The organism is Ramlibacter cellulosilyticus, from assembly GCF_014297465.1.
Taxonomy (GTDB): Bacteria; Pseudomonadota; Gammaproteobacteria; order Burkholderiales; family Burkholderiaceae_C; genus Ramlibacter; species Ramlibacter cellulosilyticus.
The window spans coordinates 21,098-42,920 of the sequence record NZ_JACORT010000012.1 but is presented as its reverse complement, the minus strand read 5'-3'; the positions used below and the strand labels follow the sequence as shown (position 1 = coordinate 42,920).

At 68.9% G+C, this 21,823-nt stretch carries 15 protein-coding genes and 1 pseudogene; 6 read left to right on the top strand and 10 right to left on the bottom strand.

Annotated features, from left to right (window positions below; translation table 11 throughout):
• The first annotated feature begins 207 nt into the window (after positions 1-207).
• Entirely contained in the window at positions 208-1,578 is a 1,371-nt protein-coding gene (locus tag H8N03_RS22355; protein ID WP_187078451.1) for a coiled-coil domain-containing protein, read from the top strand.
• On the opposite strand, the gene H8N03_RS22350 is transcribed toward H8N03_RS22355, so the two are convergent.
• Positions 1,514-4,192 (bottom strand): glycosyltransferase, encoded by a 2,679-nt coding sequence (locus H8N03_RS22350; protein WP_187078450.1) that lies wholly within the window; start codon positions 4,190-4,192, stop codon positions 1,514-1,516. The two genes, H8N03_RS22355 and H8N03_RS22350, sit on opposite strands and share 65 nt — an antisense overlap.
• Positions 4,189-5,586, bottom strand: coding sequence for a PilZ domain-containing protein (locus H8N03_RS22345; protein ID WP_187078449.1), 1,398 nt, complete (start codon positions 5,584-5,586; stop codon positions 4,189-4,191). Before H8N03_RS22345 ends, H8N03_RS22350 begins: the two co-directional genes overlap by 4 nt.
• A 190-nt stretch (positions 5,587-5,776) precedes the next feature.
• Between H8N03_RS22345 and H8N03_RS22340 the strand changes: the two are divergent.
• Both H8N03_RS22340 and H8N03_RS22335 read left to right on the top strand, forming a co-directional pair.
• Positions 5,777-7,129 (top strand): annotated as a pseudogene (locus H8N03_RS22340) (UDP-glucose dehydrogenase family protein); the annotation flags it as partial.
• Positions 7,130-7,450: 321 nt separating this feature from the next.
• The gene (locus H8N03_RS22335; RefSeq protein ID WP_187078448.1) at positions 7,451-7,921 is read left to right on the top strand and encodes a FecR family protein; all 471 of its coding nucleotides are present in this window, start codon (positions 7,451-7,453) and stop codon (positions 7,919-7,921) included.
• On the opposite strand, the gene H8N03_RS22330 is transcribed toward H8N03_RS22335, so the two are convergent.
• The 8 genes from H8N03_RS22330 to H8N03_RS22295 all read right to left on the bottom strand — a co-directional run bounded on the left by H8N03_RS22330 (position 7,908) and on the right by H8N03_RS22295 (position 18,238).
• Complete coding sequence (locus H8N03_RS22330; protein WP_187078447.1) at positions 7,908-8,807, bottom strand: DMT family transporter; 900 nt, start codon at positions 8,805-8,807, stop codon at positions 7,908-7,910. The genes H8N03_RS22335 and H8N03_RS22330 overlap by 14 nt on opposite strands.
• Before the next feature lie 16 nt (positions 8,808-8,823).
• Entirely contained in the window at positions 8,824-10,374 is a 1,551-nt protein-coding gene (locus H8N03_RS22325; RefSeq protein WP_187078446.1) for a SpoVR family protein, read from the bottom strand.
• Positions 10,371-11,651 (bottom strand): YeaH/YhbH family protein, encoded by a 1,281-nt coding sequence (locus H8N03_RS22320; RefSeq protein ID WP_187078445.1) that lies wholly within the window; start codon positions 11,649-11,651, stop codon positions 10,371-10,373. The genes H8N03_RS22325 and H8N03_RS22320 overlap by 4 nt, the downstream gene beginning before the upstream one ends.
• 83 nt (positions 11,652-11,734) lie before the next feature.
• Positions 11,735-13,657, bottom strand: coding sequence for a PrkA family serine protein kinase (locus H8N03_RS22315; RefSeq protein ID WP_187078444.1), 1,923 nt, complete (start codon positions 13,655-13,657; stop codon positions 11,735-11,737).
• Between the two features lie 199 nt (positions 13,658-13,856).
• On the bottom strand, positions 13,857-14,867 hold the full coding sequence (locus H8N03_RS22310; RefSeq protein WP_187078592.1) for an SIS domain-containing protein: 1,011 nt from the start codon (positions 14,865-14,867) through the stop codon (positions 13,857-13,859).
• Entirely contained in the window at positions 14,857-15,990 is a 1,134-nt protein-coding gene (nagA, locus tag H8N03_RS22305; protein ID WP_187078443.1) for an N-acetylglucosamine-6-phosphate deacetylase, read from the bottom strand. The genes H8N03_RS22310 and nagA overlap by 11 nt, the downstream gene beginning before the upstream one ends.
• Positions 15,987-16,871: a glucosamine kinase nucleotide-binding domain-containing protein gene (locus H8N03_RS22300; RefSeq protein ID WP_187078442.1), complete on the bottom strand. Its 885-nt coding sequence runs from the start codon at positions 16,869-16,871 to the stop codon at positions 15,987-15,989. Before H8N03_RS22300 ends, nagA begins: the two co-directional genes overlap by 4 nt.
• 491 nt (positions 16,872-17,362) lie before the next feature.
• Positions 17,363-18,238, bottom strand: a complete 876-nt coding sequence (locus H8N03_RS22295; RefSeq protein WP_187078441.1) for an amidohydrolase family protein — start codon at positions 18,236-18,238, stop codon at positions 17,363-17,365.
• A gap of 105 nt (positions 18,239-18,343) precedes the next feature.
• Between H8N03_RS22295 and H8N03_RS22290 the strand changes: the two genes are divergently transcribed.
• From H8N03_RS22290 to H8N03_RS22280, 3 genes are read left to right on the top strand one after another with little or no spacing between them, the layout of a single operon-like run.
• The gene (locus H8N03_RS22290) at positions 18,344-19,120 is read left to right on the top strand and encodes a crotonase/enoyl-CoA hydratase family protein (RefSeq protein WP_187078440.1); all 777 of its coding nucleotides are present in this window, start codon (positions 18,344-18,346) and stop codon (positions 19,118-19,120) included.
• Positions 19,121-19,144: 24 nt separating this feature from the next.
• Complete coding sequence (locus H8N03_RS22285; RefSeq protein WP_187078439.1) at positions 19,145-21,019, top strand: feruloyl-CoA synthase; 1,875 nt, start codon at positions 19,145-19,147, stop codon at positions 21,017-21,019.
• Positions 21,016-21,780, top strand: coding sequence for an SDR family NAD(P)-dependent oxidoreductase (locus tag H8N03_RS22280; RefSeq protein WP_187078438.1), 765 nt, complete (start codon positions 21,016-21,018; stop codon positions 21,778-21,780). Before H8N03_RS22285 ends, H8N03_RS22280 begins: the two co-directional genes overlap by 4 nt.
• Positions 21,781-21,823 lie beyond the last annotated feature (43 nt).

The following is a 21,823-nucleotide window of genomic DNA, read 5'->3' as shown; positions in this document are numbered from 1 at the left end:
GTCCCATGACGGCAGCCGGGCGCGCGAAACGCGCCGTGCTCGGCCGGAACACGTCACGCCCGCGCCCTCCCGACGGGCGAAACGGCCCCGCGCGGCAGCGCACTCGCCTAGAATTTTGCGCAGAGGAGCCGAGAGGGCAGGAGGTGCGCCGCACCCTTGCCCCTCGGCTCTTTCTTTGCGCCAGCACAAGGACAGGAAGGACCGGAATTGAAGCAAGGATCAGGGCCCACGGCCGTCGCGCGCGCGGCGTTCGCATTGGCGTGTGCGGCGGCACTCGCCGCGCACGCGCAGCAAAGGCCTGCACCCGCGACACCGCAGGCGCAGGCGCAGGCGCCGCAGGCCGCGCCGCCGGTGCGGCTGCGCCTCGCGGGCAGCCTGTGCAACAGCATGACGAGCCAGGCGCTCACCAGCCAGCTGGTGCCGCCGCTCTCGTCCACCGCTTCACCGGGGAACTCCGTCAACGGCGCCATGCTGGAGCGCATGGAGCAGCAGCGCGATGGCTATTTCGGCCGGCTGGACACGCTGGTCCCCTTCAACGGGCTCTACGCGGTGGGGCAGGCGGACCAGTCCTTCGCCACCGACTACGGGTCCCGCTACACCTACGGCCTGGAGTGGGAGCTTTACAAGGACGGCCGCTTCGAGAGCAAGCGGCAGCTCGAACGGCTGCGGCTGGAAGGCAAGACGCAGTACCTGCAGCTGCTGCGCGACACGAGCCAGCGCCAGGTGCAGGAGCAGCTGCTCGCGGTGGAGCAGATGCGCAACCGGCTCCTCGCGGTGCTGTACGAACGCGAGGCGAATGCGGTGCGGCCGGTGCTCGAGCGCCGCCGGCAGGAGCTCGCCGCCGGCCGGGCGACCCGCGCGGACGTCGCCGAAATGGAGTTCAAGGCGGAGCGCGCGCAACTGCGCATGCGGCACTACGCGGGCTCGCGCGACGTGCTGGTCTACCCGCAGGCGCAGGAGCTGATCAACCGCATCGAGGATGTCCAGCTGCAGCCGAACCCGGAGCTCGCCGACCGCGCCTTCGAGCGCTCGCCCGATGCGCAGTTGCTTGCCGTGCAGGGCGAACGCGCGGGCATCCTGCCGCGGCGCGAGGACGACCTGTCCGTGCGGCTGTACCTGGAACGCAGCAAGGACTTCGACCGCGGTCCGTACAACGCCGCCGGCGTGCGCGTGCGCATCCCCCTCGACGGCGACCGCGGGCTGCAGCAGGCGGCGCAGGCTTCGCGCGACCTCTACGCGGAGCAGCGCGAATCGGTGCGCGCCGCCTTGTCCCAGAAGCTCGCCCTGCTCTCCGAACGCCTGCGCCTGAAGCAGAACGACATGCGGCTGCTGCAGGCCGAGAACCGCATGGTGCGCCAGAAGCTGGAGCTGGCCTGCTATCGCATGGACCACCCCGTTGCCTCGCTGCCCGTCGACGCCGACCGCGACGTGGAGGAACTGACGCTGCGCCTGTGGGAGCTGCAGCGCGAGATCCTCACCGCGCGGCTGGACGTGCTGGAGGTGCTGACCGAGATCAGCGCGATCGTGAAGCCGCGCGAACCGGGGGAGCTGTACTCGCTGTCGTCCCAGCCGCGTTGAGGACCACGTTGCCCGGCCCGTCGGGCGGTGCCCAGCGGGCGTCGTCCGGCGTGGTGAACACCGGGCCCCAGTGGTGCGCCGGCGGGATGGCGAAGCGCACGTTGCTCACGGTGTTGTGGTGGCTGAAGCCGCCGTGGAAGTTGACGTCGACCTCGGTGGCGATGTCGCGCAGCTGGTTGAACGCGGAGCTCCACTGCAGCGCGATGTGGCGGATGCCCCGCACCTCGCAACCCTCCACCGTGCCGCGGTAGCTGCGCGCGATGCGCAGGTAGCCGCTGCCGCCGTCGCCCTTGTTCCAGGCGCCGTCCAGCACGCAGCCGCGCACCGCGAAACCGTGGCTCTGCTCGATGGAGAGCGGATGGCGGCCCGCATTGCGGACGGCCACGCGTTCCACCAGCACGTCCTGCGTCCACATCAGCGAGATGGCGTCCACGGCCGCGTCGGGCACGGCGTTCTCGTAGACGTGGCGCAGCGCGGCGATGTCGTGCCCCGGTGCGAGCTGCTCCACGGCGAAGTCCGCGAGGCGCACGCCGCGCACGGGCCGCACCTGCAGGACCTCCGTGCGCCGTGCGTCGAAACGCACGCCCGTCGGCGCGGCGAGCCGCACCCCCTCGCCTTCCGTGCTGGCCACCTGTACCAGCGCCTGGCGCAGGTACGGGTACTCGCGGTTCCAGGTGCGGCTGCCGATCTGCCGCAGGAAGCGGTCGTCGTTCGGCTCCTTGAGCCAGACGAGGGAGCCGGGCTCGAAGGCCGCGGCGCCCGGCACGCGCAGCAGGGTGTCGTCCGGCCCCAGCGGCTGCGCGAGGTAGCCCACGCGCTTGCCGGGCTGGCCTTCGACGCGGAGCACCGCTTCCTCCGGCGCCCGCACGTGCGACACGATCCGCGTGCGGTCCGCGCCGGCCCCGAGCAGCGTGACGCCGTCGCGGCGGATCACGAGCGGGTGCTCGAAATCGAGCCGGCCCGCCGGCAGGCGGATCGTCACGGGCCCCGCAGGCTGGCGGTCGATCAGCGCCTGCAGCGCCGCGGCATCGTCACGCCCGTCGTCCGCGCGCACCCCGTCCAGCCGCACCTCCGCCGAAGGCGCCGCCTCCCGCGCGAACAGCTCCGCGCCGGGAAAGCGCAGCGCGCTGTGCACCAGCAGGATGGCGAGCGCAAAGGCCAGGTAGGCCATCGTCATCGTGCCCGTGGGCGCCAGCCGGCGCAGCATGCCGCCGCGCGGTGCGGCCGACTGCGACGCCCTGCCCTTGCTCCAGTTCTGGTCGGCCAGGTGATGCCATGCCTTGATCTTCACCACCGATCCCACCCACTGCGTGTACAGCATGATCGGCACGGTGCGCAGGCTCACGGCGTGGCCATGCAGCGCGATCACCAGCAGCTGCACCGTACGCACCAGCGTCGCCCAGGCGACGTACAGCGGCAGGTACAGCAGCGACTTGGTCGCGGCCAGGACGACGGCGCCGCTGATCCCCACGAGCGAAGTCCACATCGACAGGCGCTGGTCCAGCAGCACGAACCAGATGAACCAGCCCGTGCGCCAGGGCCCGAGGGCCAGCGCGCGCGGGTTGTTGCGCATGGTGTTGCCGAACCAGCGGTAGGGCAGCGACAGGCTGGCGCGCAGGAAGCCCTGCTCGCGGCTTTCCAGCGAGACGCAGGTCACGTCCGGCAGGTAGAGCATGTTCCAGCCGTTCTTCAGCACGTGGAACCAGGAGCTCTTGTCGTCCCCCATCAGGAAGCGGAAGCGCCCGTACAGCCAGTGGTCGATCGTGTCGTTCTCGATCTGCTGCAGGAAGTCCTCGGCCACCACGATGGAGGTGCGGAACACCGAGAAGCGGCCCGTGAGGGTGAGCACCTTGTGCGACAGGCTGTGCGACTGGAACAGCACGTGCCGTTGGCCGAACTTCAGCGCGAACCAGTCGCGGTACCACGCGTCCTGGCCCGGGATGTAGGCCATCTCGTTGGTGGTGGCCGCGCCGAGGTCGCGGTAGGCCATGAAGAAGGGCAGCACCTTGGCGAGCGCGTCGGGCTCCAGCCAGGAGTCGCCGTCCAGGAGGACGGTGATGCTGTCCGGCTCGTCGTTGTACCTGCGGGCCACGGCGCGCAGCGCGTGGCCGAGCGCGATGCGCTTGCCCTGGCTCTGGCGCTGGAAGACGAGCTCGACGCGATCCCGCGCCGGGTGCGCCTCCCATGCGGCGGCGATGACGGACTCGTCGCGGTCGCTCCCGACCGAGGCGACCACCGTCGCCCTGCAGGGCAGGCCGGCGATGTTGGTCATGAGCGCCTGCATCGCCTCCATGCTCACCCAGGGCTCCTCCAGGTACGAGGGCAGCACGACGAAGATGCGCGAGGGCCAGTGGCGCCCTGCCGCCGCCCGGCGCGCGGCGGCGCGCAGCCGCGGGTAGTGCCACAGCGCGTAGTACGCGGCACGGGCGTAATGCAGCACCTGCCAGCCGTAGCGCCAGACGGCCAGCACGCCGATGGCGAACAGCACGTCCTCGTGCAGCGGGTGCACGCCCTGGCGCGCCCAGGTGAGGAACAGGAAGGCGCCGCCGCCGTACAGCGCCAGGGGCAGCAAGGCGGACCGCAGCGCCTGCAGCCGGGGGGACGCACGCGTCATGACCAGGGCAGCGAGGGATTGCGGATCCAGACGTTGACGCGCGCGTTCGCGGGCAGGCGCACGCCCTTGTCCGCGAAGTCGATCTTGACCAGCGTCTCGTTGAGGCCGCCCTCCTGCGTCGCGGCCGCCGAGGCGGATGCGGCGGCCAGGCCGATGGCGGACACGGTGGCGCTGTACTTGCGGTCCTCGTAGGGCACGTAGATCGTGGCGGGCATGCCCAGCTTCAGCTTGAGCGCGTCGTCGTTCGGCACGCGCAGCAGCACGCTCGGCGTGACGTCCGCTTCCAGCAGCACCACGGGGTCCTGCGCGGAGACGAACTCGCCGGCCTGGCGGTCCACCTGGAACACCTTGCCGCGCACCGGCGCCTTCACGACGCGCTCCACTTCCTGCCGCGCGAGCAGCACCTTCTTCGCTGCGAGCTCCAGTTTCAGCTTGTTCACCACGTCGGAGGAGTCGATGCTCTGCGTGCGCGTCGCGCCCTCGGCGACCTGGCGCAGGTAGTCCTGGCGCAGGCCCTGCACGCGGTCGGCGACGACCAGCATGTCGCGCTCGGTGATCACGCCCTGCTGCAGCAGGCCGCGGGCCGTGGCGAGCTCCTGCTCGCGCTGCGCGTAGTCGCGGCGGATGGCCTGCAGCAGCCCCGCCTCGGCCTGGCGGCGGGCACCGGAGAGGCGGGCTTGCTCGGCGGAGAGCGCCGCGACCTGCTGCTCCAGCGCATCGATCTCGTTGCGCAGCTGCGGGTTCTCGACCGCGAACAGCGGCATGTTGGCCTCGACGCGGGAGCCGGGCTGCACCAGCAGGCGCGCGACCTGGCCTTCGTGGTTGGCCGTCACGCGGGCGATGCTGCCGGAGACGAAACCGGTGCCCTCGAGCTGGTACGTCATGTTGTACCAGACGATGCCCGCGGCCGCGGCGATCACGCCCAGGCCGAGCAATGCCGCACCGAAGGCGCGCGCGCGGCTCGGACGCGGCAGGACCTGCTGGGCGCCCTGCAGCGTCAGCGGTGCGCCCACGGGCGTCTCGGCCGCCGGCAACGCGGCCACGGCGACAATGTCGTCGACGTCGCCGAGCTTGCCGTCGAGCGAGAGCTCGATGTAGTGCCGCAGGATGCGGCGGTTGCGCGGCGACAGGTCCTTGAACTCGAAGCCCGCGACGCCTTCGTGCTCGCCGCGGTAGACGAGCTGCACGGGAATGAGCAGCGTCGACTCGAGCATGGGAAAGCTCAGGCGCGCCTGCACCAGCTCTCCCTCCTGCGGCACGCGCTCGAGGTCGCCGAGGCCGACGCCGGTGGTGGACCAGTCGCGTGCGGCGTGGCTCTTTCCGTCGATCTCGACGAACAGGGGAATGGCGACGCGCATGGCCTTGCGCGGCAGGTTCGCTTCTCGCGACATCATGGTGTGAACCCTCTCGTGACAACAGCGCAGCCATCGTCACGATCGACACAACTGGAGAGCCAGCGTAAACCGCCCGAAAAATCGTAGGAGGGTGCCTACGATTGAACAAGGCCCGCGCGCCAGCACCGCGATCGACGAAGGTCCTTACCCTGTGCCGCACACCGCACAAGAGCGGAGGGAGCTGCACCAGATGAATGTCACGATCGTCGGCACGGGCTACGTGGGCCTGGTCACGGGCGCCTGCCTCGCCGAACTCGGCAACAACGTGTTCTGCCTGGACGTGGACCAGGCGAAGATCAACCTGCTCAACGCCGGCGGCATGCCGATCCACGAGCCGGGCCTCGAGGAGATCATCCAGCGCAACGTGGAGGAAGGGCGCCTCGTCTTCTCCTCGGACGCGAAGGCGAGCGTCGCTTTCGCCGACGTGCAGTTCATCGCGGTGGGCACGCCTCCCGACGAGGACGGGAGCGCCGACCTGAAGTACGTGCTGGCGGCGGCGCGCGCGATCGGCCGCCACATGGACGGCTTCAAGGTGATCGTCGACAAGTCCACGGTGCCGGTCGGCACCGCGGCGAAAGTCGCGGCCGCCGTGCGCGAGGAACTGGGGAAGCGCGGCGTGGAGATCCCCTTCGCGGTCGCGAGCAACCCCGAGTTCCTCAAGGAAGGCGCGGCGATCGAGGACTTCATGCGGCCGGACCGCATCGTTCTCGGCGTCGACGAGGACGCGAACGGCCAACGTGCGCTGGCGCTGCTGCGCGAGCTGTATCGCCCGTTCAACCGCAACCACGAACGCACGCGCGTCATGGACGTGCGCAGCGCGGAGTTCACCAAGTACGCCGCGAACGCGATGCTCGCCACGCGCATCAGTTTCATGAACGAGCTGGCGAACCTCGCGGATCGCGTGGGCGCCGACATCGAGCTGGTGCGGCAGGGCATCGGCTCCGACCCGCGGATCGGCTACAGCTTCCTCTATGCCGGCACCGGCTACGGCGGCAGCTGCTTCCCCAAGGACGTCGATGCCCTGTGCCGCACCGCGCAGGAGAACGGCCTGCCGCTGAAGGTGCTCGATGCCGTGCAGCGCGTGAACCACGAACAGAAGCAGGTGCTCCTGGACAAGGTGTGGGCGCAGTTCGGCCGCAACCTGAAGGGCCGCACGTTCGCCGTGTGGGGCCTCGCGTTCAAGCCGGGCACCGACGACATGCGCGAGGCGCCGAGCCGCCTGCTGATCGGCGCGCTGCTGCGCGCGGGCGCCAAGGTGCGCGCGCACGACCCGGTGGCGCAGGAGCAGGCGGCGCGCGCGCTGGCGGGAGACCTGGAAGACCATCCCGAGCTGCTGCGCAACATCACCTTCGTCGGCAAGCCGCTGGACGCGGCCCGCGACGCCGATGCGCTGGTCCTGGTCACGGAGTGGAAGACGTACAAGAGCCCCAACCTGCGGGCGCTGAAGGACACCATGCGCTGCCCGCTGGTGCTGGACGGCCGCAACATCTACGAGCCGTGGGTGATGGCGCAGGCGGGCTTCACCTACCTGGGCATCGGGCGCAACAACCTCTCCCTGCTGGAGCCGGAACTGCGCGTGCAGCCGGAAGCCATCGCCGTGGCGGACGCCGAGCCGGTGGACGAGGAGCCGCTGGAAGTGCTCGCCGAGCTGGCGGCCCAGGCCGCGGAGGAAACGCAGAAGCTGCACGCCCCGGCCCGCCCGGCGGCGGCCGGCGATGCCGCCGAAGCGGCGGCCTGAGGCCCCCTCGCCCCAGCCCGGCAGTGCAGAACTTCCGGGCTGGCGGACCTGCGGAGGCAAGATCCCGTTGCCGACCGCGCCGGCTGGTGCTACCGTGCGGCCTGAGGCTCATCACCGGAGATGCCCATGAAGAAGGTCCCCACCCTCCTCGCCCTGCTGGCAGCTTTCGCGGCTGCGCCCGCGTTCGCCCAGGCGATCGGCACGGTCTCCAGTGTCAACGGCGTGGCCACGGTCGTCACCGGCGGCACCGCCACCGCGGTGACCAAGGGCATGCCGCTGCTGCACGGCTCGCGCATCCTGACCACGAGCTCGTCGTCCACCACCGTGCAGATGAACGACGGCTGCACGCTGACCGTGCCGCCGGGCCATGCGGTCACCATCCTGTCCACCCTCACCTGCAAGCAGCTGCAGGCGGCGCTGCAGCCCTTGACGCCCAGCGGGCCGTCGACGGCGGTCATGGGCCAGGGCCAGGGCGGGAACCCGCCGATCGGTCTCGGCGTGAATGCGCCGGTGGCGGTCTGGGCCGCGGCGATGGGCCTGGCGACGGCCTACGACGCCACCCGCGACAACGGCAATCCGCCGATCAGCGGTCGCTGAGCGGCTTCGTTTCCTGCCGCTTCGCCAGCGCGAGATAGAGCGCGCAGGCGGAGCACGCCATCGCACCGAGCTGCCAGGGCCCCAGCGGCTCCGCGTGCACGATCGCGCCGGTGACCATCGCGACGATGGGCACCATCACCGACGACAACCCCGCGACGCTCGCCGGCAGCAGGCCGACGATGGCGAACCACGCCGCATTGCCGATCGCCATCGGCACGATGGTGATGTACGTGATGACGATGATGGTCTGCAGCGAGACGGCATGGCCCTGCCCTCGCCCCAGCCACAGCGCGCCGATCGCCAGCGGGAGCGCCGCGATCAGCAACTGCCAGCCGGTGAGCACGAGCGCCGGCACCGGGACGTTCGCGCGCTTCAGGACCACGGTGCCGACCGCCCAGCCCAGGCCGGCCAGCAGCCCGAGGAGGAAACCCGCGGGCGCGGTGGCGTAGGCCGTGCGGGCGGGGATCGCGAGCAACGCCACGCCGAGGGCAGCCAGTGCCATCGCCAGCAGCATCCGCGGCGACGGCCTCTCGCCGAACGCGATCCACACGACCAGCACGGTCCACAAGGGCATCGTGAACCCGAGGATCGCCGCCTGGCCGGAAGGGATCAGGATCGCCGCATAGGTGCTGGCGAGGTTCCACACCACGAGGTAGATGAGCGCGGCCGCCGTCACGGCGGGCCAGTGGCGGCGCGGGATGGTGGCCGGCATGCCGCGCGCGCGAGCGAAGGCGAGGAGGAGCGCGCCGGCGACCGTGAGGCTGACGGCACGGAAGGTCCAGACGGAGACTTCCTGGACGGCGAGCGGGAACAGGGCCCAGTTGGTGCCCCAGACCAGCGTCAGGACGAGGACGAGCGGGAGGGCTTTGGCGGCGGGCGTCTTCATGCGCCCGCGCATTGTGTCAGTGATGCTGCGGCGGCGTCACTTCCCAGTGCTGCATCACGCGGTCGTGGGCGTCCACGCTTTCCAGCCGCACGCGGAAGCCCCAGAGGCGCGCGACGTGCTTCACCACTTCCTCGGCGCTGTTGTCCAGCGGCCGGTCGTTGTGGCGGATGTGGCGCAGCGTCAGCGAGCGGTCGCCGCGCGCGTTGACGTTCCACACCTGGATGTTCGGCTCGCGCCAGCCGAGGTCGTGCTGGCGGGAGAGCGACTCGCGCAGGCGCCGGTAGCCGTTCTCGTCGTGGATGGCCGCGACCTCCAGCTCCGACTGCGCCGCGTCGTCCAGCACGGCGAACAGCCGCAGGTCGCGCATCAGCTTGGGCGACAGGTACTGGCCGATGAAGCTCTCGTCCTTGAAGTGGCGCATCGCGTAGTCGAGCGACTTGATCCAGTCGCTGCCCGCGATGTCCGGGAACCACTCGCGGTCCTCGTCGGTCGGGTTCTGGCAGATGCGCTTGATGTCCGAGAACATCGCGAAGCCCAGGGCGTAGGGGTTGATGCCGCTGTACGCCGGGTGCGTCACCGGCGGCTGGAACACCACGTTGGTGTGCGAGCTGAGGATCTCCATCATGTAGCCGTCCGAGAGCAGGCCCTCGTCGTACATGGTGTTGAGCAGCGTGTAGTGCCAGAACGTGGCCCAGCCCTCGTTCATGACTTGCGTCTGGCGCTGGGGATAGAAGTACTGCGCGACCTTGCGCACGATGCGCACGATCTCGCGCTGCCACGGCTCCAGCAGCGGGGCGTTCTTCTCGATGAAGTACAGGATGTTCTCCTGCGGCTCCTCGGGGAAGCGCTTGGCCTCCTTCTTCGCCTGCTTGCCCGCCTTGGTGGGCAGCGTGCGCCACATGTCGTTGACCTGCTGCTGGAGATAGGCCTCGCGGTCCTTGCGGCGATTCTCCTCCTCCACCATCGAGATCTTCTGCGGGCGGCGATAGCGGTCGACGCCGTAGTTCATGAGGGCGTGGCAGGCGTCCAGCGTCTGCTCCACCGCGTCGATGCCGTGGCGCTCCTCGCATTCGGCGACGTAGCTCTTGGCATAGACCAGGTAGTCGATGATGGAGCTCGCGTCCGTCCACATGCGGAACAGGTAGTTGCCCTTGAAGAAGGAGTTGTGCCCGAAGCAGGCATGCGCCATCACCAGCGCCTGCATGGGCATCGTGTTCTCCTCCATGAGGTAGGCGATGCAGGGATCGGAGTTGATCACGATCTCGTACGCCAGCCCCATGTGGCCGCGGCGGTAGCTCTTCTCGTTCTGGATGAAGTGCTTGCCGTAGGACCAGTGGCGGTAGTTCACCGGCATGCCCACCGAGGCGTACGCGTCGAGCATCTGCTCGGACGAGATCAGCTCCAGCTGGCTGGGATACGTGTCCAGCCCGAAGCGCTCGGCGGTGCGGCGGATCGCGTGGAAGTAGGTGTCGATCAGCTCGAAGTTCCAGTCCGAGGGACTGGGCAGGCGCTTGCTCTCGTCCTTGCGCTTCGCGTCGGAAGGCGTCAGGAGTGCTTCTTCCATCATGTGGCCCCTGCGGGTTGCTTCTTGAACAGGTCCCGGAACACCGGGAAGATCTGGGACGGGGTGCAGATCTTCTGCATCGCGAAGTGCGGGTTGGCGTCACGCACGCGCGTGTACTCCTCCCACAGGTTCTGGTCCTCGTCGGCCACCTGCACGTAGGCGTAGTAGCGCACCAGCGGCAGGATCTTGTTGTCCAGGAGCTCGCGGCACTTGGACGAGTCCTGCTGCCAGTTGTCGCCGTCGGAGGCCTGTGCGCCGTAGATGTTCCACTCGCTGCCCATGTAGCGGGCGCGGATGATCTCGTTCATCAGCGTGAGCGCGCTGGAGACCACCGTGCCGCCGCTTTCCGTGGCGTGGAAGAACTCGTCTTCGGTGACCTCGGCGGCCTGCGTGTGGTGGCGGATGAACACCACCTCGGTCTTCTCGTAGTGCCGCGTGAGGAACAGGTACAGCAGGATGAAGAAGCGCTTGGCCAGGTCCTTGCGCGATTCGTCCATGGAGCCGGAGACGTCCATCAGGCAGAACATCACCGCCTTGCTGGTGGGCTTGGGCTCGCGCACGCGGTTGCGGTAGCGCAGGTCGAAGGGGTCCAGGAAGGGAACCTTCTTCAGGCGCTCGCGCAGTTCCACCACGCGCTTCTTCAGCATCTCGACTTCCGGCGGCGCGGCGTCGGGCCGGCGCTCGAGGTCTTCGAGCTGCTCCTCGGCGCGCTTCAGTTCCAGGCGCGCGTCGCCGCCCATCGCGATGCGCCGGGCGAGGCCCACGCGCATCGAGCGCACCACGTGCAGGCTGGTCGGGTTGCCTTCGCTCACGAAGCCGGCGCGGCGCAACTTCCATTCGGGGACGTCGGCGAGCAGCTGCGTGCGGATCATGCGGGGCAGCGCGAGGTCGTCGAAGAAGTAGTTCATGAACTCTTCGCGACTGATGCGGAAGACGAAGTCGTCTTCGCCCTGCCCGTCCGGGGAGGCACCGCTGCCGCCGGAACCACCGCCGCCGCCGCCTTGCGGGCGCTGGATGCGGTCGCCCCGGATGTATTCCTGGTTGCCCGGGTGCACGAGCTCGCGGCTGCCGCCGGGCGCGTGGCCGAAGGTAGGCTCCGTGACATCGCGCTTGGGCAGCGTGATGTCGGCGCCTTCCTCGATGTCGCGGATGCTGCGGTCCCCGACCGCCTTGCGCACCGCTTCCTTGATCTGGTCGCGATAGCGGCGCAGGAACCGCTCCCGGTTGCCGACCGACTTGTTCTTGCCCGACAGGCGGCGGTCGATGACCTGGTGGAGCATGGACCGCTCGCCTCCGCTCGAATTGCTCACTGGGCGGCCCTTCCTCTGTTCAAGTCACGTGGCCTGTTGAAGCTTTCACCGGATCACGAACTCTTGCGGACGCGGAGATACCACTCGCACAGCAGGCGCACCTGCCGCTTCGTGTAGCCCTTGTCGACCATGCGGTCGACGAAGTCCTCGTGCTTCTTCGCCTCGTCCGCGGAGGCCTTGGCGTTGAAGCTGATGACCGGCAGCAGTTCCTCCGTGTTCGAGAACATCTTCTTCTCGATCACGGTGCGCAGCTTCTCGTAGCTGGTCCACACCGGGTTCTTGCCGGCGTTGTTCGCACGCGCGCGCAGCACGAAGTTGACGATCTCGTTGCGGAAGTCCTTCGGGTTGGACAGGCCCGCCGGCTTCTCGATCTTCTCGAGCTCCGCGTTCAGCGCGGCGCGATCGAAGATCTCGCCCGTGTCCGTATCGCGGAATTCCTGGTCCTGGATCCAGAAGTCGGCGTACGTGACGTAGCGGTCGAAGATGTTCTGGCCGTATTCCGAATAGGACTCGAGGTACGCGGTCTGGATCTCCTTGCCGATGAACTCCGCATAGCGGGTGGCCAGGTGTTCCTTGATGTACGCGAGGTACTTCTGCTCGGTCTCGGCCGGGAACTGCTCGCGCTCGATCTGCTGTTCGAGCACGTACATCAGGTGCACCGGGTTCGCGGCGACCTCGTTGCTGTCGAAGTTGAACACCTTCGACAGGATCTTGAAGGCGAAGCGGGTGGAGATGCCCGTCATGCCCTCGTCGACGCCGGCGTAGTCACGGTACTCCTGGTAGCTCTTGGCCTTGGGGTCCGTGTCCTTGAGGTTCTCTCCGTCGTAAATGAGCATCTTGGAGAAGATGCTCGAGTTCTCCGGCTCCTTCAGGCGCGTGAGCACCGAGAACTGCGCCATCATCTTGAGCGTGCCGGGCGCGCAGATCGCTTCGGCGAGCGAGGAGTTGGAGATCAGCTTCTCGTAGATCTTCACTTCCTCGGTCACGCGCAGGCAGTACGGCACCTTGACCACGTAGATGCGGTCCAGGAAGGCTTCGTTGTTCTTGTTGTTCTTGAAGGCCTTCCACTCGCTCTCGTTCGAGTGGGCCATCACGATGCCGTCGAACGGGATCGCGCCGAAGCCTTCGGTGCCCTTGAAGTTGCCTTCCTGCGTGGCCGTCAGCAGCGGGTGCAGCACCTTGATGGGCGCCTTGAACATCTCGACGAATTCCAGCAGGCCCTGGTTCGCGAGGCACAGGCCGCCGGAGTAGCTGTAGGCGTCCGGGTCGTCCTGCGCGAAGCTTTCGAGCTTGCGGATGTCGACCTTGCCGACCAGCGAGCTGATGTCCTGGTTGTTCTCGTCGCCCGGCTCCGTCTTGGCGATGCCGATCTGCTTGAGGATGGACGGGTAGCGCTTGACGACCCTGAACTTGCGGATGTCGCCGCCGAATTCCTCGAGGCGCTTCACGGCCCACGGCGACAGGATCTTCTGCGTGTAGCGGCGCGGGATGTTGAACTGCTGTTCGAGCAGCGGGCCGTCTTCGTCGTTGCTGAAGAGGCCCAGCGGGGACTCGTTCATCGGCGAGCCCTTGAGCGCGTAGAAGGGGATGTGCTCCATCAGCTGCTTCAGGCGCTCGGCGATCGACGACTTGCCGCCGCCCACCGGCCCCAGCAGATACAGGATCTGCTTCTTCTCTTCCAGGCCCTGCGCCGCGTGCCGGAAGTGCGAGACGACCTGTTCGATCGGCTCCTCGAGACCGTAGAAATCCTTGAACGCCGGATAGACGCGAATGACCTTGTTGCCGAAGATGCGGGAGAGGCGCTGGTCGTGGCGCGTGTCGACCATCTCCGGTTCGCCGATCGCGGCGAGCATGCGCTCGGCAGCCGTGGCGTACGTCAGCGGCTCCTTCTTGCACAGCTCGAGGTATTCCTCGATCGACATCTCTTCCTCGCGCTTTTGTTCGTATCGCGTGAGGAAATTGCGGACGACGTCCATGAAGCCTCCTTCGTTACGCACTGGAACCGATCTCGCGCAGTGCGGCTGTCACTGTACTCCGCGAGCGGCGTTCTGACTCAACGCGGCATGTAGTCCAAACGCCGACTTCACTGTAGGTGAACGGTAGATAAAAACAAGGGCCGCGCGTTCCTTGCGCGAGCGACAGCAGCGTGTAAACGACAGTGGGGATTTCCCCGTGTCAGCTCGTGCGCGTCACCTTCTTCAGGTGGCGCGGGCTGTCAGGATCGTTGCCGCGCAGCCGCGCGAGTGCTTCGACCATCGGGTAGAAACTCTGGATCGCGCACACGGGGTCGAGTTCTTCGACGGGCGCTTCCACGAGCGGCAGCGTGGCGTCGGGCACGCCCGCGGGCGCGGCGAGCAGCACGCGTGCACCACGCTTGCGCATCGTGGACGCGAGTTCCACCAGGCCCGCCTGCGCCGGGCCGCGCGGCGCGAACACGAGCAAGGGATAACCCTCCTCGATCAGCGCCATCGGCCCGTGCTGGATCTCCGCTCCCGAGAAGGCCTCGGCCTGGATGCCGCAGGTCTCCTTGAACTTGAGCGCCGCTTCGAGTGCCACGGGCAGTCCGAGGCCGCGACCGACGACGAACAGCCGGTCAGCTTGCGACAAGGTTTGCAACGCGCTCGACCAGTCGGTGTGGACTGCGCGCTGCATCGCGCGCGGAAGATCTTCCAGTGCGGCCGCGAGTGCGGCATCATCCTGCCAGGACGCCACCAGCCGCGCGCCCGCGACCAGCTGCGCGATGAAACTCTTGGTGGCCGCCACGCTGCGCTCCTCACCGGCGTGCAGGGGGAAGAGCCACTCCGCCGCCTGCGCGAGCGGCGAGGCGGCATCGTTCACGAAGGCGCACGTCAGCGCCCCGCAATCCCGGAAATACCTTGTAGGACTGACCAGGTCCGGGCTCTGCCCCGATTGCGAGAACGCGAGCGAGGCCAGGCCCTCGCAGCGGATCTTCGACTGGTACAGCGTGACCAGCGACATCGGCATCGAGGCGACCAGGCGGCCAAGCCGCGCCATCACCAGGTACGCCGCGTAATGCGCGGCGTGGTCGGAGCTGCCGCGCGCGATCGTCAGCAGCGACGCTGGCGGCTGCGCACGCAGCCTTTCACCGAACGCGCGCCAGCGTTCCGTGTCGGCGGCGAGCTGCCGGCCGACGGCTTCGGGCGCCTCGCGGGCTTCATCGAGCATGCGCGACATCGAGCGAACCTCCTTCGACGAAGACCTCCTGCACGCGCAGATCCCTGTCCATCACCACCACGTCCGCCCATGCGCCGGCCTGCAGCCGGCCGCGGTCGGCGATCTGCAGGAAGTCGGCGGGGAAGGTGGACACGCGGCGCGCGGCGTCGTCCAGCGGCACGCCGACCACGTCGACCAGGTTGCGCAGGGCGCGGTCCATGGTGAGCGTGGAACCGGCGAGCGTGCCGTCCGCGAGGCGCACGCCGCCGAGGCACTTGGTGACGGCCTGGCGTCCGAGGCGGTACTCGCCATCGGGCATGCCGGTGGCCGCCGTGGAGTCGGTGACGCAGTAGAGACAAGGGATGCTGCGCAAGGCGGCGCGGATGGCGCCGGGGTGCACGTGCAGCAGGTCGGGAATGATCTCGGCGTAGCGCGCATGCGCCAGCGCCGCGCCCACCATGCCCGGCATGCGGTGGTGCAGCGGTGTCATGGCGTTGAACAGGTGGGTGAAGCCGCGCGCGCCGCGTTCGAGCGCCTGCACGCCGTCTTCGTAGGTGCCGAGCGTGTGCCCGATCTGCACGCGGTAACCTGCCGCGACGAGTCCGGGGATCGCGTCCAGGTTGCCCGGCACTTCGGGAGCCAGCGTAAGGAGGCGCACGGGCGCGAGGGCGTCGAGCTCCTTCAGTTCGGCGAGCGACACGGGCCGCGCGAAGTCGGGTTGCGCGCCGAGCTTCCCCTTGTTGATGTACGGGCCTTCCAGGTGCACGCCGAGGATGCGCGCCGCGCCGGGCGCGGCGGATGCGGCGAGTTCGCCGATCGCCGCGAGCGCCATGCGTAGGTCTTCGACGGGCGCGGTCATCGTCGTCGCGAGCAGCGCGGTGGTGCCGTGCTCCGCATGGCGGCGCGTCACCTGCAAGGCGGCGTCGCCGCCTTCCATGATGTCGCGCCCGGCCCCGCCGTGGACGTGCAGGTCGACGAAACCGGGCAGCAGCAGGGGGGACCAGCCATCGCGAACGGCCTCGGGTGCGACCGGCGTGCCGGTGATGGCCTCGATGCGGCCGTCCGCGGCCATGCGAAGGGCGCCATCCACGAGGCCAGCGGGGGTGAGGATGCGTCCTTCCAGCTTGCGCGTCACAGGGCGGCTTCCGTCTCTTTCCGGAGGGCGCGGGCCAGCATCAGGGCGCCTTCGGCGGGGCCGGCCTGGGCGGGCACGATGCGGCTGCGCACGAAGGGGCGCATGCGCGGGGCGAGGCGTTCGCCGATGCTGCCCGCCACCGCCAGCGGCAGGCGGCCGCGCGGATCGATGGCGAGCGCCAGTTCTTCCAGCGCGGACGTGGCCTGCGCGAGCAGGCGGCTCGCGACGGGGTCGCTCTCCTCGCACTCGAACACGGCGCGGGCGAGCTGGGCGAACTCGAACTGGCCGGCGCTGCCGCACCATTCCTGCAGCGTCTCGCGCTCGTCGCCGCAATGCATCCAGACGCGGCGCGCGAGCGGGCTCGTGTTGGCGCGGCCGTCGAAGGCGGCCAGGCCGTGGCGCACGGCCTGCAGGCCGAGCCAGCCGCCGCTGCCTTCGTCATCCACGCGGAACCCCCATCCGCCGACTGTAGCGCGGGAGCCGTCGGCGCGGAGGGCTTCGGCGATGCTGCCGGTGCCGGCGATGAGGATGGCGCCGGGCTGGCCGCCGTGGGCGCCCATCAGCATGGTGAAGGAATCGGTTTCGGCATCCAGCGCGGCAAAGCCGGGGTCCCGGGCCAGGAAGGCGTCGCGCCACGGCGCATGGCTCACGCCGGAGAGCCCGGCCGCGAGCACGCAGCGATCCCAGGCCGGAACGTCGCGACCGGCGGACGTGAACGCCTGACGCACGGCCGCCAGCACGTTGTCCCAGGCCTGCGGGACGCCTTGCTGCAGCGCCGAGGGACCGGCGGATCCGGTGCCCACGACGCCGCCGCGCACGGAATGGACGAGCGCACGGGTGCCACTGCCACCGCCATCGACGCCGATGAGGTAGTCCACCATCAGTGAGGGCCCCTCCCTCCGCTGGCTTTCAGCTGGTCCATGGGGATTAGAACCCGCCGGTGTCGCGGAGTTGCAGCCGGCGGGTGCGCGCGCGGCGCATCCGCGCGTAGGCTGCGGCGCACCGCCGTGTTACTGCTAAGCCAGGTCCAAGGTGCCTCCCATGCTCTTCCATTTCGAGTTCATCTCGCCCTATGGCGGCAATCCGCTGCCGCCGGCGCGGGCGATGGACTGGGTCGACGACGAGCCGCTCTGGGGGTCGGATCGGCTGGCGGATGTGGAGGAGTGGCTGCCGAGCGGGGGTGGTGAGCGGGGATCGGTGGGGTTCGCGTTGCTCACCGCCTGCGGCTGGCGCCGCACCACCCTACAACGCGCAGACCGGTCCCGCCTTGTAGGGTGGCGACGCGAAGCGTCGGACGGTGAGCGCCAGCGAACCCCACCGATCCGGTCGTGCACGGCGGGCGAGGCTCCGGAAGAAGTCCTCGCCCATGGCATCAAGCCTTCGGCTGGTCGAGTCCGAGCAGCCGGACCGCGTTGCCCTTCAGGATGCCGGGCATCACTTCCGGCTTGAAGCCGGCTTCCTCGAAGTCCTTCATCCAGCGATCGGGCGTGATCAGCGGGTAGTCGCTGCCGAACAGGATGCGGTCCTTCAGCAGCGTGTTCGCGTACTGCACCAGCTGCTTCGGGAAGTACTTCGGGCTCCAGCCGGAGAGGTCGATCCACACGTTCGGCTTGTGCGTCGCCACCGACAGCGCCTCGTCCTGCCAGGGGAAGCTGGGATGCGCCATGACGATCTGCATGTCGGGGAAGTCGATCGCCACGTCGTCGAGGTGCATGGGGTTGCTGTACTCGAGGCGCAGGCCGCCGCCGCAACGCATGCCCGAGCCGATGCCGCTGTGGCCCGTGTGGAAGATCGTCGGCATCTTGTAGTGGTTGATCACCTCGTAGATCGGCCAGGCCATCTTGTCGTACGGGTGGTAGCCCTGCACCGTCGGGTGGAACTTGAAGCCCCTGACGCCTTCTTCCTTGATCAGCCGTTCGGCCTCGCGCGCGCCCATCTTGCCCTTGTGCGGGTCGATGCTCGCGAAGGCCACCATCATGTCGCTGTTGTCGCGCGCGGCCTGCGCGATCTCCTCGTTGGGGATGCGGCGGCGGCCCAGCTTCGATTCGCTGTCCACCGTGAACATCACGAGGCCGATCCTGCGTTCGCGGTAGTACGCGATCGTCTCGGCGATCGAGGGACGGCGGTTGCTGCGGAAGTACTTGTCGGCCGCGCGGTCGTACTCCTCGCCGTAGTTGTCGAAGGGGTTCCAGCAGCTGACTTCGGCGTGCGTGTGCACGTCGATGGCGATGAGGTTGGCGTGGTCCATCTGTGTCTCCGGATTCGTGCCGATCCTAGGGTAAGCCCTAGGGCGGAAAGCATTGAGTTGGTTATTGTTTATAACAAATAATCCGCCCACTCCGCAAACGTCCCCATGAGCCCCAACCAAGACATCCAGCTCGAGATCGACGGTGAAGTCGCCATCGTGCGCCTGAACCGCCCGGGCAAGCGCAATGCCCTTTCGGACGGGCTGATCCTCGCCGTCCGCAACACCTTCGAGACCCTGCCCAAGACCGTCCGCGCCGCCGTGCTCGACGGCACGGGCGACCACTTCTGCGCCGGCCTCGACCTCTCCGAACTGAAGGAGCGCGACGCGGGCGCCGGCCTGCACCACTCGCGCATGTGGCACGCGGCCCTGGAAGAAGTGCAGTACGGCCCCGTGCCGGTCATTGCCGCGCTGCACGGCGCGGTGGTCGGCGGCGGCCTCGAGCTCGCGGCCGCGTGCCACATCCGCGTGGCGGACGCGACGACGTTCTACGCGCTGCCCGAAGGCTCGCGCGGCATCTTCGTGGGCGGCGGCGGCGCGGTGCGCATCCCGCGCCTGATCGGCGCCGCGCGCATGACCGACATGATGCTGACCGGCCGCGTCTACAACGCCGAGGACGGCGAGCGCGCCGGCTTCGCGCAGTACCTCGTGCCGCAGGGCCAGGCGACGGCCAAGGCCGTGGAGCTCGCCAAGCGCGTCGCCCAGAACGCGCCGCTCACCAACTACGCCCTGATGCACGCCCTGCCGCGCATCGCCGAACAGCCCGCCGACCAGGGCTTCCTGACCGAAGCTCTGATGGCCGCCATCGCGCAGAGCGCGCCGGAAGCCAAGCAGCGCGTGCGCGACTTCCTCGAAGGCCGCGCCGCCAAGGTCGGCAAGAGCTGACGCGGCCCCGGAGGAGACGAGTCCATGAAGAGTGGCGACATCCGCTACCGCCCCCTGAAGTTCGGCGTGACGCGCGGCGTGCTGCAAGGCCAGGCCGGCGGCACGCAGTACCTGCGCGCCGAGCCGCCGCTGGAACCGTACGCGAACCGCATGACCGACCGCCTGGTGCACTGGGCGGAAACCGCGCCGGACCGCGTCTTCATGGCGCGGCGCGAGCGCCTCGCCGACGGCAGCCGCGGCGAGTGGCTGCAGGTCACCTATCGCCAGGCGCTGGAGCACGCGCGCAGCATCGGGCAGGCGCTGCTCGATCGCGGCCTGTCCGCCGAGCGTCCCGTGGCGATCCTGTGCGAGAACAGCCTGGAGCATGCGCTGATCGCGCTCGGCTGCCTCTACGCCGGCATCCCCTACTCCCCCGTGTCCTCGGCCTATTCCACCGTGAGCCAGGACTACGACAAGCTGCGCCACGTGCTGCAGACGCTGACGCCCGGCCTCGTGTTCACCACGGATGCCAGGGCGTACGGCAAGGCGATCCTGGCGGCGGTGCCGGACGACGTCGAGGTCGTGCTCGCCGAAGGCGAGATCGAGGGCCGCCAGACCACGCGCTGGCAGGAGTTGCTCGCGACGCCGCCCACCGCCAAGGTCGACGCGGCGATGGCGGCAACGGGCCCGGACACGATCACGAAGTTCCTCTTCACCTCCGGCTCCACCAAGCTGCCGAAAGCCGTGATCAACACGCACGGCATGTGGTGCGCCAACCAGCAGCAGATGCGGCAGTCGATGCCCGTGCTGGCCGAGGAGCCTCCGGTGCTGGTGGACTGGCTGCCCTGGAACCACACCTTCGGCGGCAACCACAACATCGGCCTCACGATCTACAACGGCGGCACCTACTACATCGACGACGGCAAGCCGACGCCGGCGCTGATCCACGAGACCCTGCGCAACCTGCGCGAGATCGCGCCCACCGTCTACTTCAACGTGCCCACCGGCTTCGAGATGGTGGCGCACGCGATGAAGGCCGACCCGGTGCTGCGCAGGAAGCTGCTGTCGCGCGTGCGCATGTTCTTCTACGCCGGCGCCGCGCTCGCGCAGCCGGTGTGGGACCTGCTGCACGAGGTGCAGGAAGCGGAGATCGGCGAACGCATCGTGATGGGCACCGGCCTGGGCATGACCGAATCCTCGCCCTTCGCCGTGTTCATCACCAGCCCCGAGGTGAAGTCCGGCTACCTGGGCCTGCCCACGCCCGGCATGGAGCTCAAGCTCGTGCCGACCGAGGGCAAGACCGAGATCCGCTACAAGGGCCCCAACGTCACGCCGGGCTACTGGCGCAACGCGGAAGCGAGCGCGGAGTCCTTCGACGAGGAAGGCTTCTTCTGCACCGGCGACGCCGTGCTCTGGATCGACGAGAACGACATCCACAAGGGACTGAAGTTCGACGGCCGCATCGCCGAGGACTTCAAGCTCGCCACCGGCACCTTCGTGAGCGTGGGCCCGCTGCGCGCGAAGATCATCGCGGCCGGCGCACCCTACATCTGGGACGCCGTGATCACCGGCCTCAACCGCAACGAGGTCGGCGCCCTGATCTTTCCCACGCCCAAGATCCGCCAGCTCGCGCCGCACCTGGGCGCCGACGCGCCGCTGCGCGAGGTGCTGGAGAGCGCCGCGGTGCAGGACCACTTCCAGGACGTCGTGAACGCCCTCTCGAAGCAGGCCACCGGCAGCGCCAACCGCGTCGCGCGGCTGCACCTGATGGACGAGCCGCCTTCCATCGACAAGGGCGAGGTCACGGACAAGGGCTCCATCAACCAGCGGTCGGTGCTCAAGCACCGCGACGCGCTGGTGCAGGCCTTCCACGACGACCGCCTGCCCTTCACCCTGAAACCGCAGAAGGAGAAAGCATGAAGATCCAGGGACAGGCCGCGCTGGTCACCGGCGGCGCCTCCGGCCTGGGCGAAGCCACCGCGCGCGAACTCGCGCGCCTGGGCGCCAAGGTCGCCGTGCTGGACGTGAACCTGGCGCAAGCGGAGAAGGTCGCTGCCGAGATCGGCGGCGTCGCCTGCCAGTGCGACATCACCAATGCGGAGAGCATGGCCGCGGCCATCGCGAAGGCGGCGGAGAAGCACGGCCCCGCCCGCATCCTGATGAACATCGCCGGCATCGGCACCGCCAAGCGCGTGGTGCAGAAGGACGGCAGCGCCGCGCCGCTGGAGGATTTCGCGCGCGTGGTGAACATCAACCTGGTCGGCACCTACAACGCCTCGCGCCTGTTCGCGGCCGAATGCGCGAAGCTGGAACCGCTGGACGACAACGAGCGCGGCGTCATGGTGTTCACCGCCTCGGTCGCCGCCTTCGACGGCCAGGTGGGCCAGCAGGCCTACAGCGCGTCCAAGGGCGGCCTCGTCGGCATGACGCTGCCGATGGCGCGCGACCTCGCGCAGCACGGCATCCGCGTGTGCACCATCGCGCCAGGCCTCTTCGCCACGCCGCTGATGAAGCAGCTGCCGGAGCCGGTGCAGGAGTCGCTCGCGAAGTCCATCCCCTTCCCGCAACGCCTGGGCAAACCCGAAGAGTTCGCCGGGCTCGCAGCGCATATCGTCACCAACTCCCACCTCAACGGTGAGGTGATCCGCCTGGACGGCGCCCTGCGCATGGCGCCGCGCTGACCACTTTTCCTCCTTCCTTACTGCAACCCACGGAGACAAGAAG

Bases quoted from the DNA above. Each gene is read 5' to 3' on its own strand.
- H8N03_RS22350 (WP_187078450.1), bottom strand. From the start codon at position 4,192: ATGACGCGTGCGTCCCCCCGGCTGCAGGCGCTGCGGTCCGCCTTGCTG.
- H8N03_RS22345 (WP_187078449.1), bottom strand. From the start codon at position 5,586: ATGATGTCGCGAGAAGCGAACCTGCCGCGCAAGGCCATGCGCGTCGCC.
- H8N03_RS22335 (WP_187078448.1), top strand. From the start codon at position 7,451: ATGAAGAAGGTCCCCACCCTCCTCGCCCTGCTGGCAGCTTTCGCGGCT.
- H8N03_RS22330 (WP_187078447.1), bottom strand. From the start codon at position 8,807: ATGAAGACGCCCGCCGCCAAAGCCCTCCCGCTCGTCCTCGTCCTGACG.
- H8N03_RS22325 (WP_187078446.1), bottom strand. From the start codon at position 10,374: ATGATGGAAGAAGCACTCCTGACGCCTTCCGACGCGAAGCGCAAGGAC.
- H8N03_RS22320 (WP_187078445.1), bottom strand. From the start codon at position 11,651: ATGCTCCACCAGGTCATCGACCGCCGCCTGTCGGGCAAGAACAAGTCG.
- H8N03_RS22315 (WP_187078444.1), bottom strand. From the start codon at position 13,657: ATGGACGTCGTCCGCAATTTCCTCACGCGATACGAACAAAAGCGCGAG.
- H8N03_RS22310 (WP_187078592.1), bottom strand. From the start codon at position 14,867: ATGCTCGATGAAGCCCGCGAGGCGCCCGAAGCCGTCGGCCGGCAGCTC.
- H8N03_RS22300 (WP_187078442.1), bottom strand. From the start codon at position 16,871: ATGGTGGACTACCTCATCGGCGTCGATGGCGGTGGCAGTGGCACCCGT.
- H8N03_RS22295 (WP_187078441.1), bottom strand. From the start codon at position 18,238: ATGGACCACGCCAACCTCATCGCCATCGACGTGCACACGCACGCCGAA.
- H8N03_RS22290 (WP_187078440.1), top strand. From the start codon at position 18,344: ATGAGCCCCAACCAAGACATCCAGCTCGAGATCGACGGTGAAGTCGCC.
- H8N03_RS22285 (WP_187078439.1), top strand. From the start codon at position 19,145: ATGAAGAGTGGCGACATCCGCTACCGCCCCCTGAAGTTCGGCGTGACG.
- H8N03_RS22280 (WP_187078438.1), top strand. From the start codon at position 21,016: ATGAAGATCCAGGGACAGGCCGCGCTGGTCACCGGCGGCGCCTCCGGC.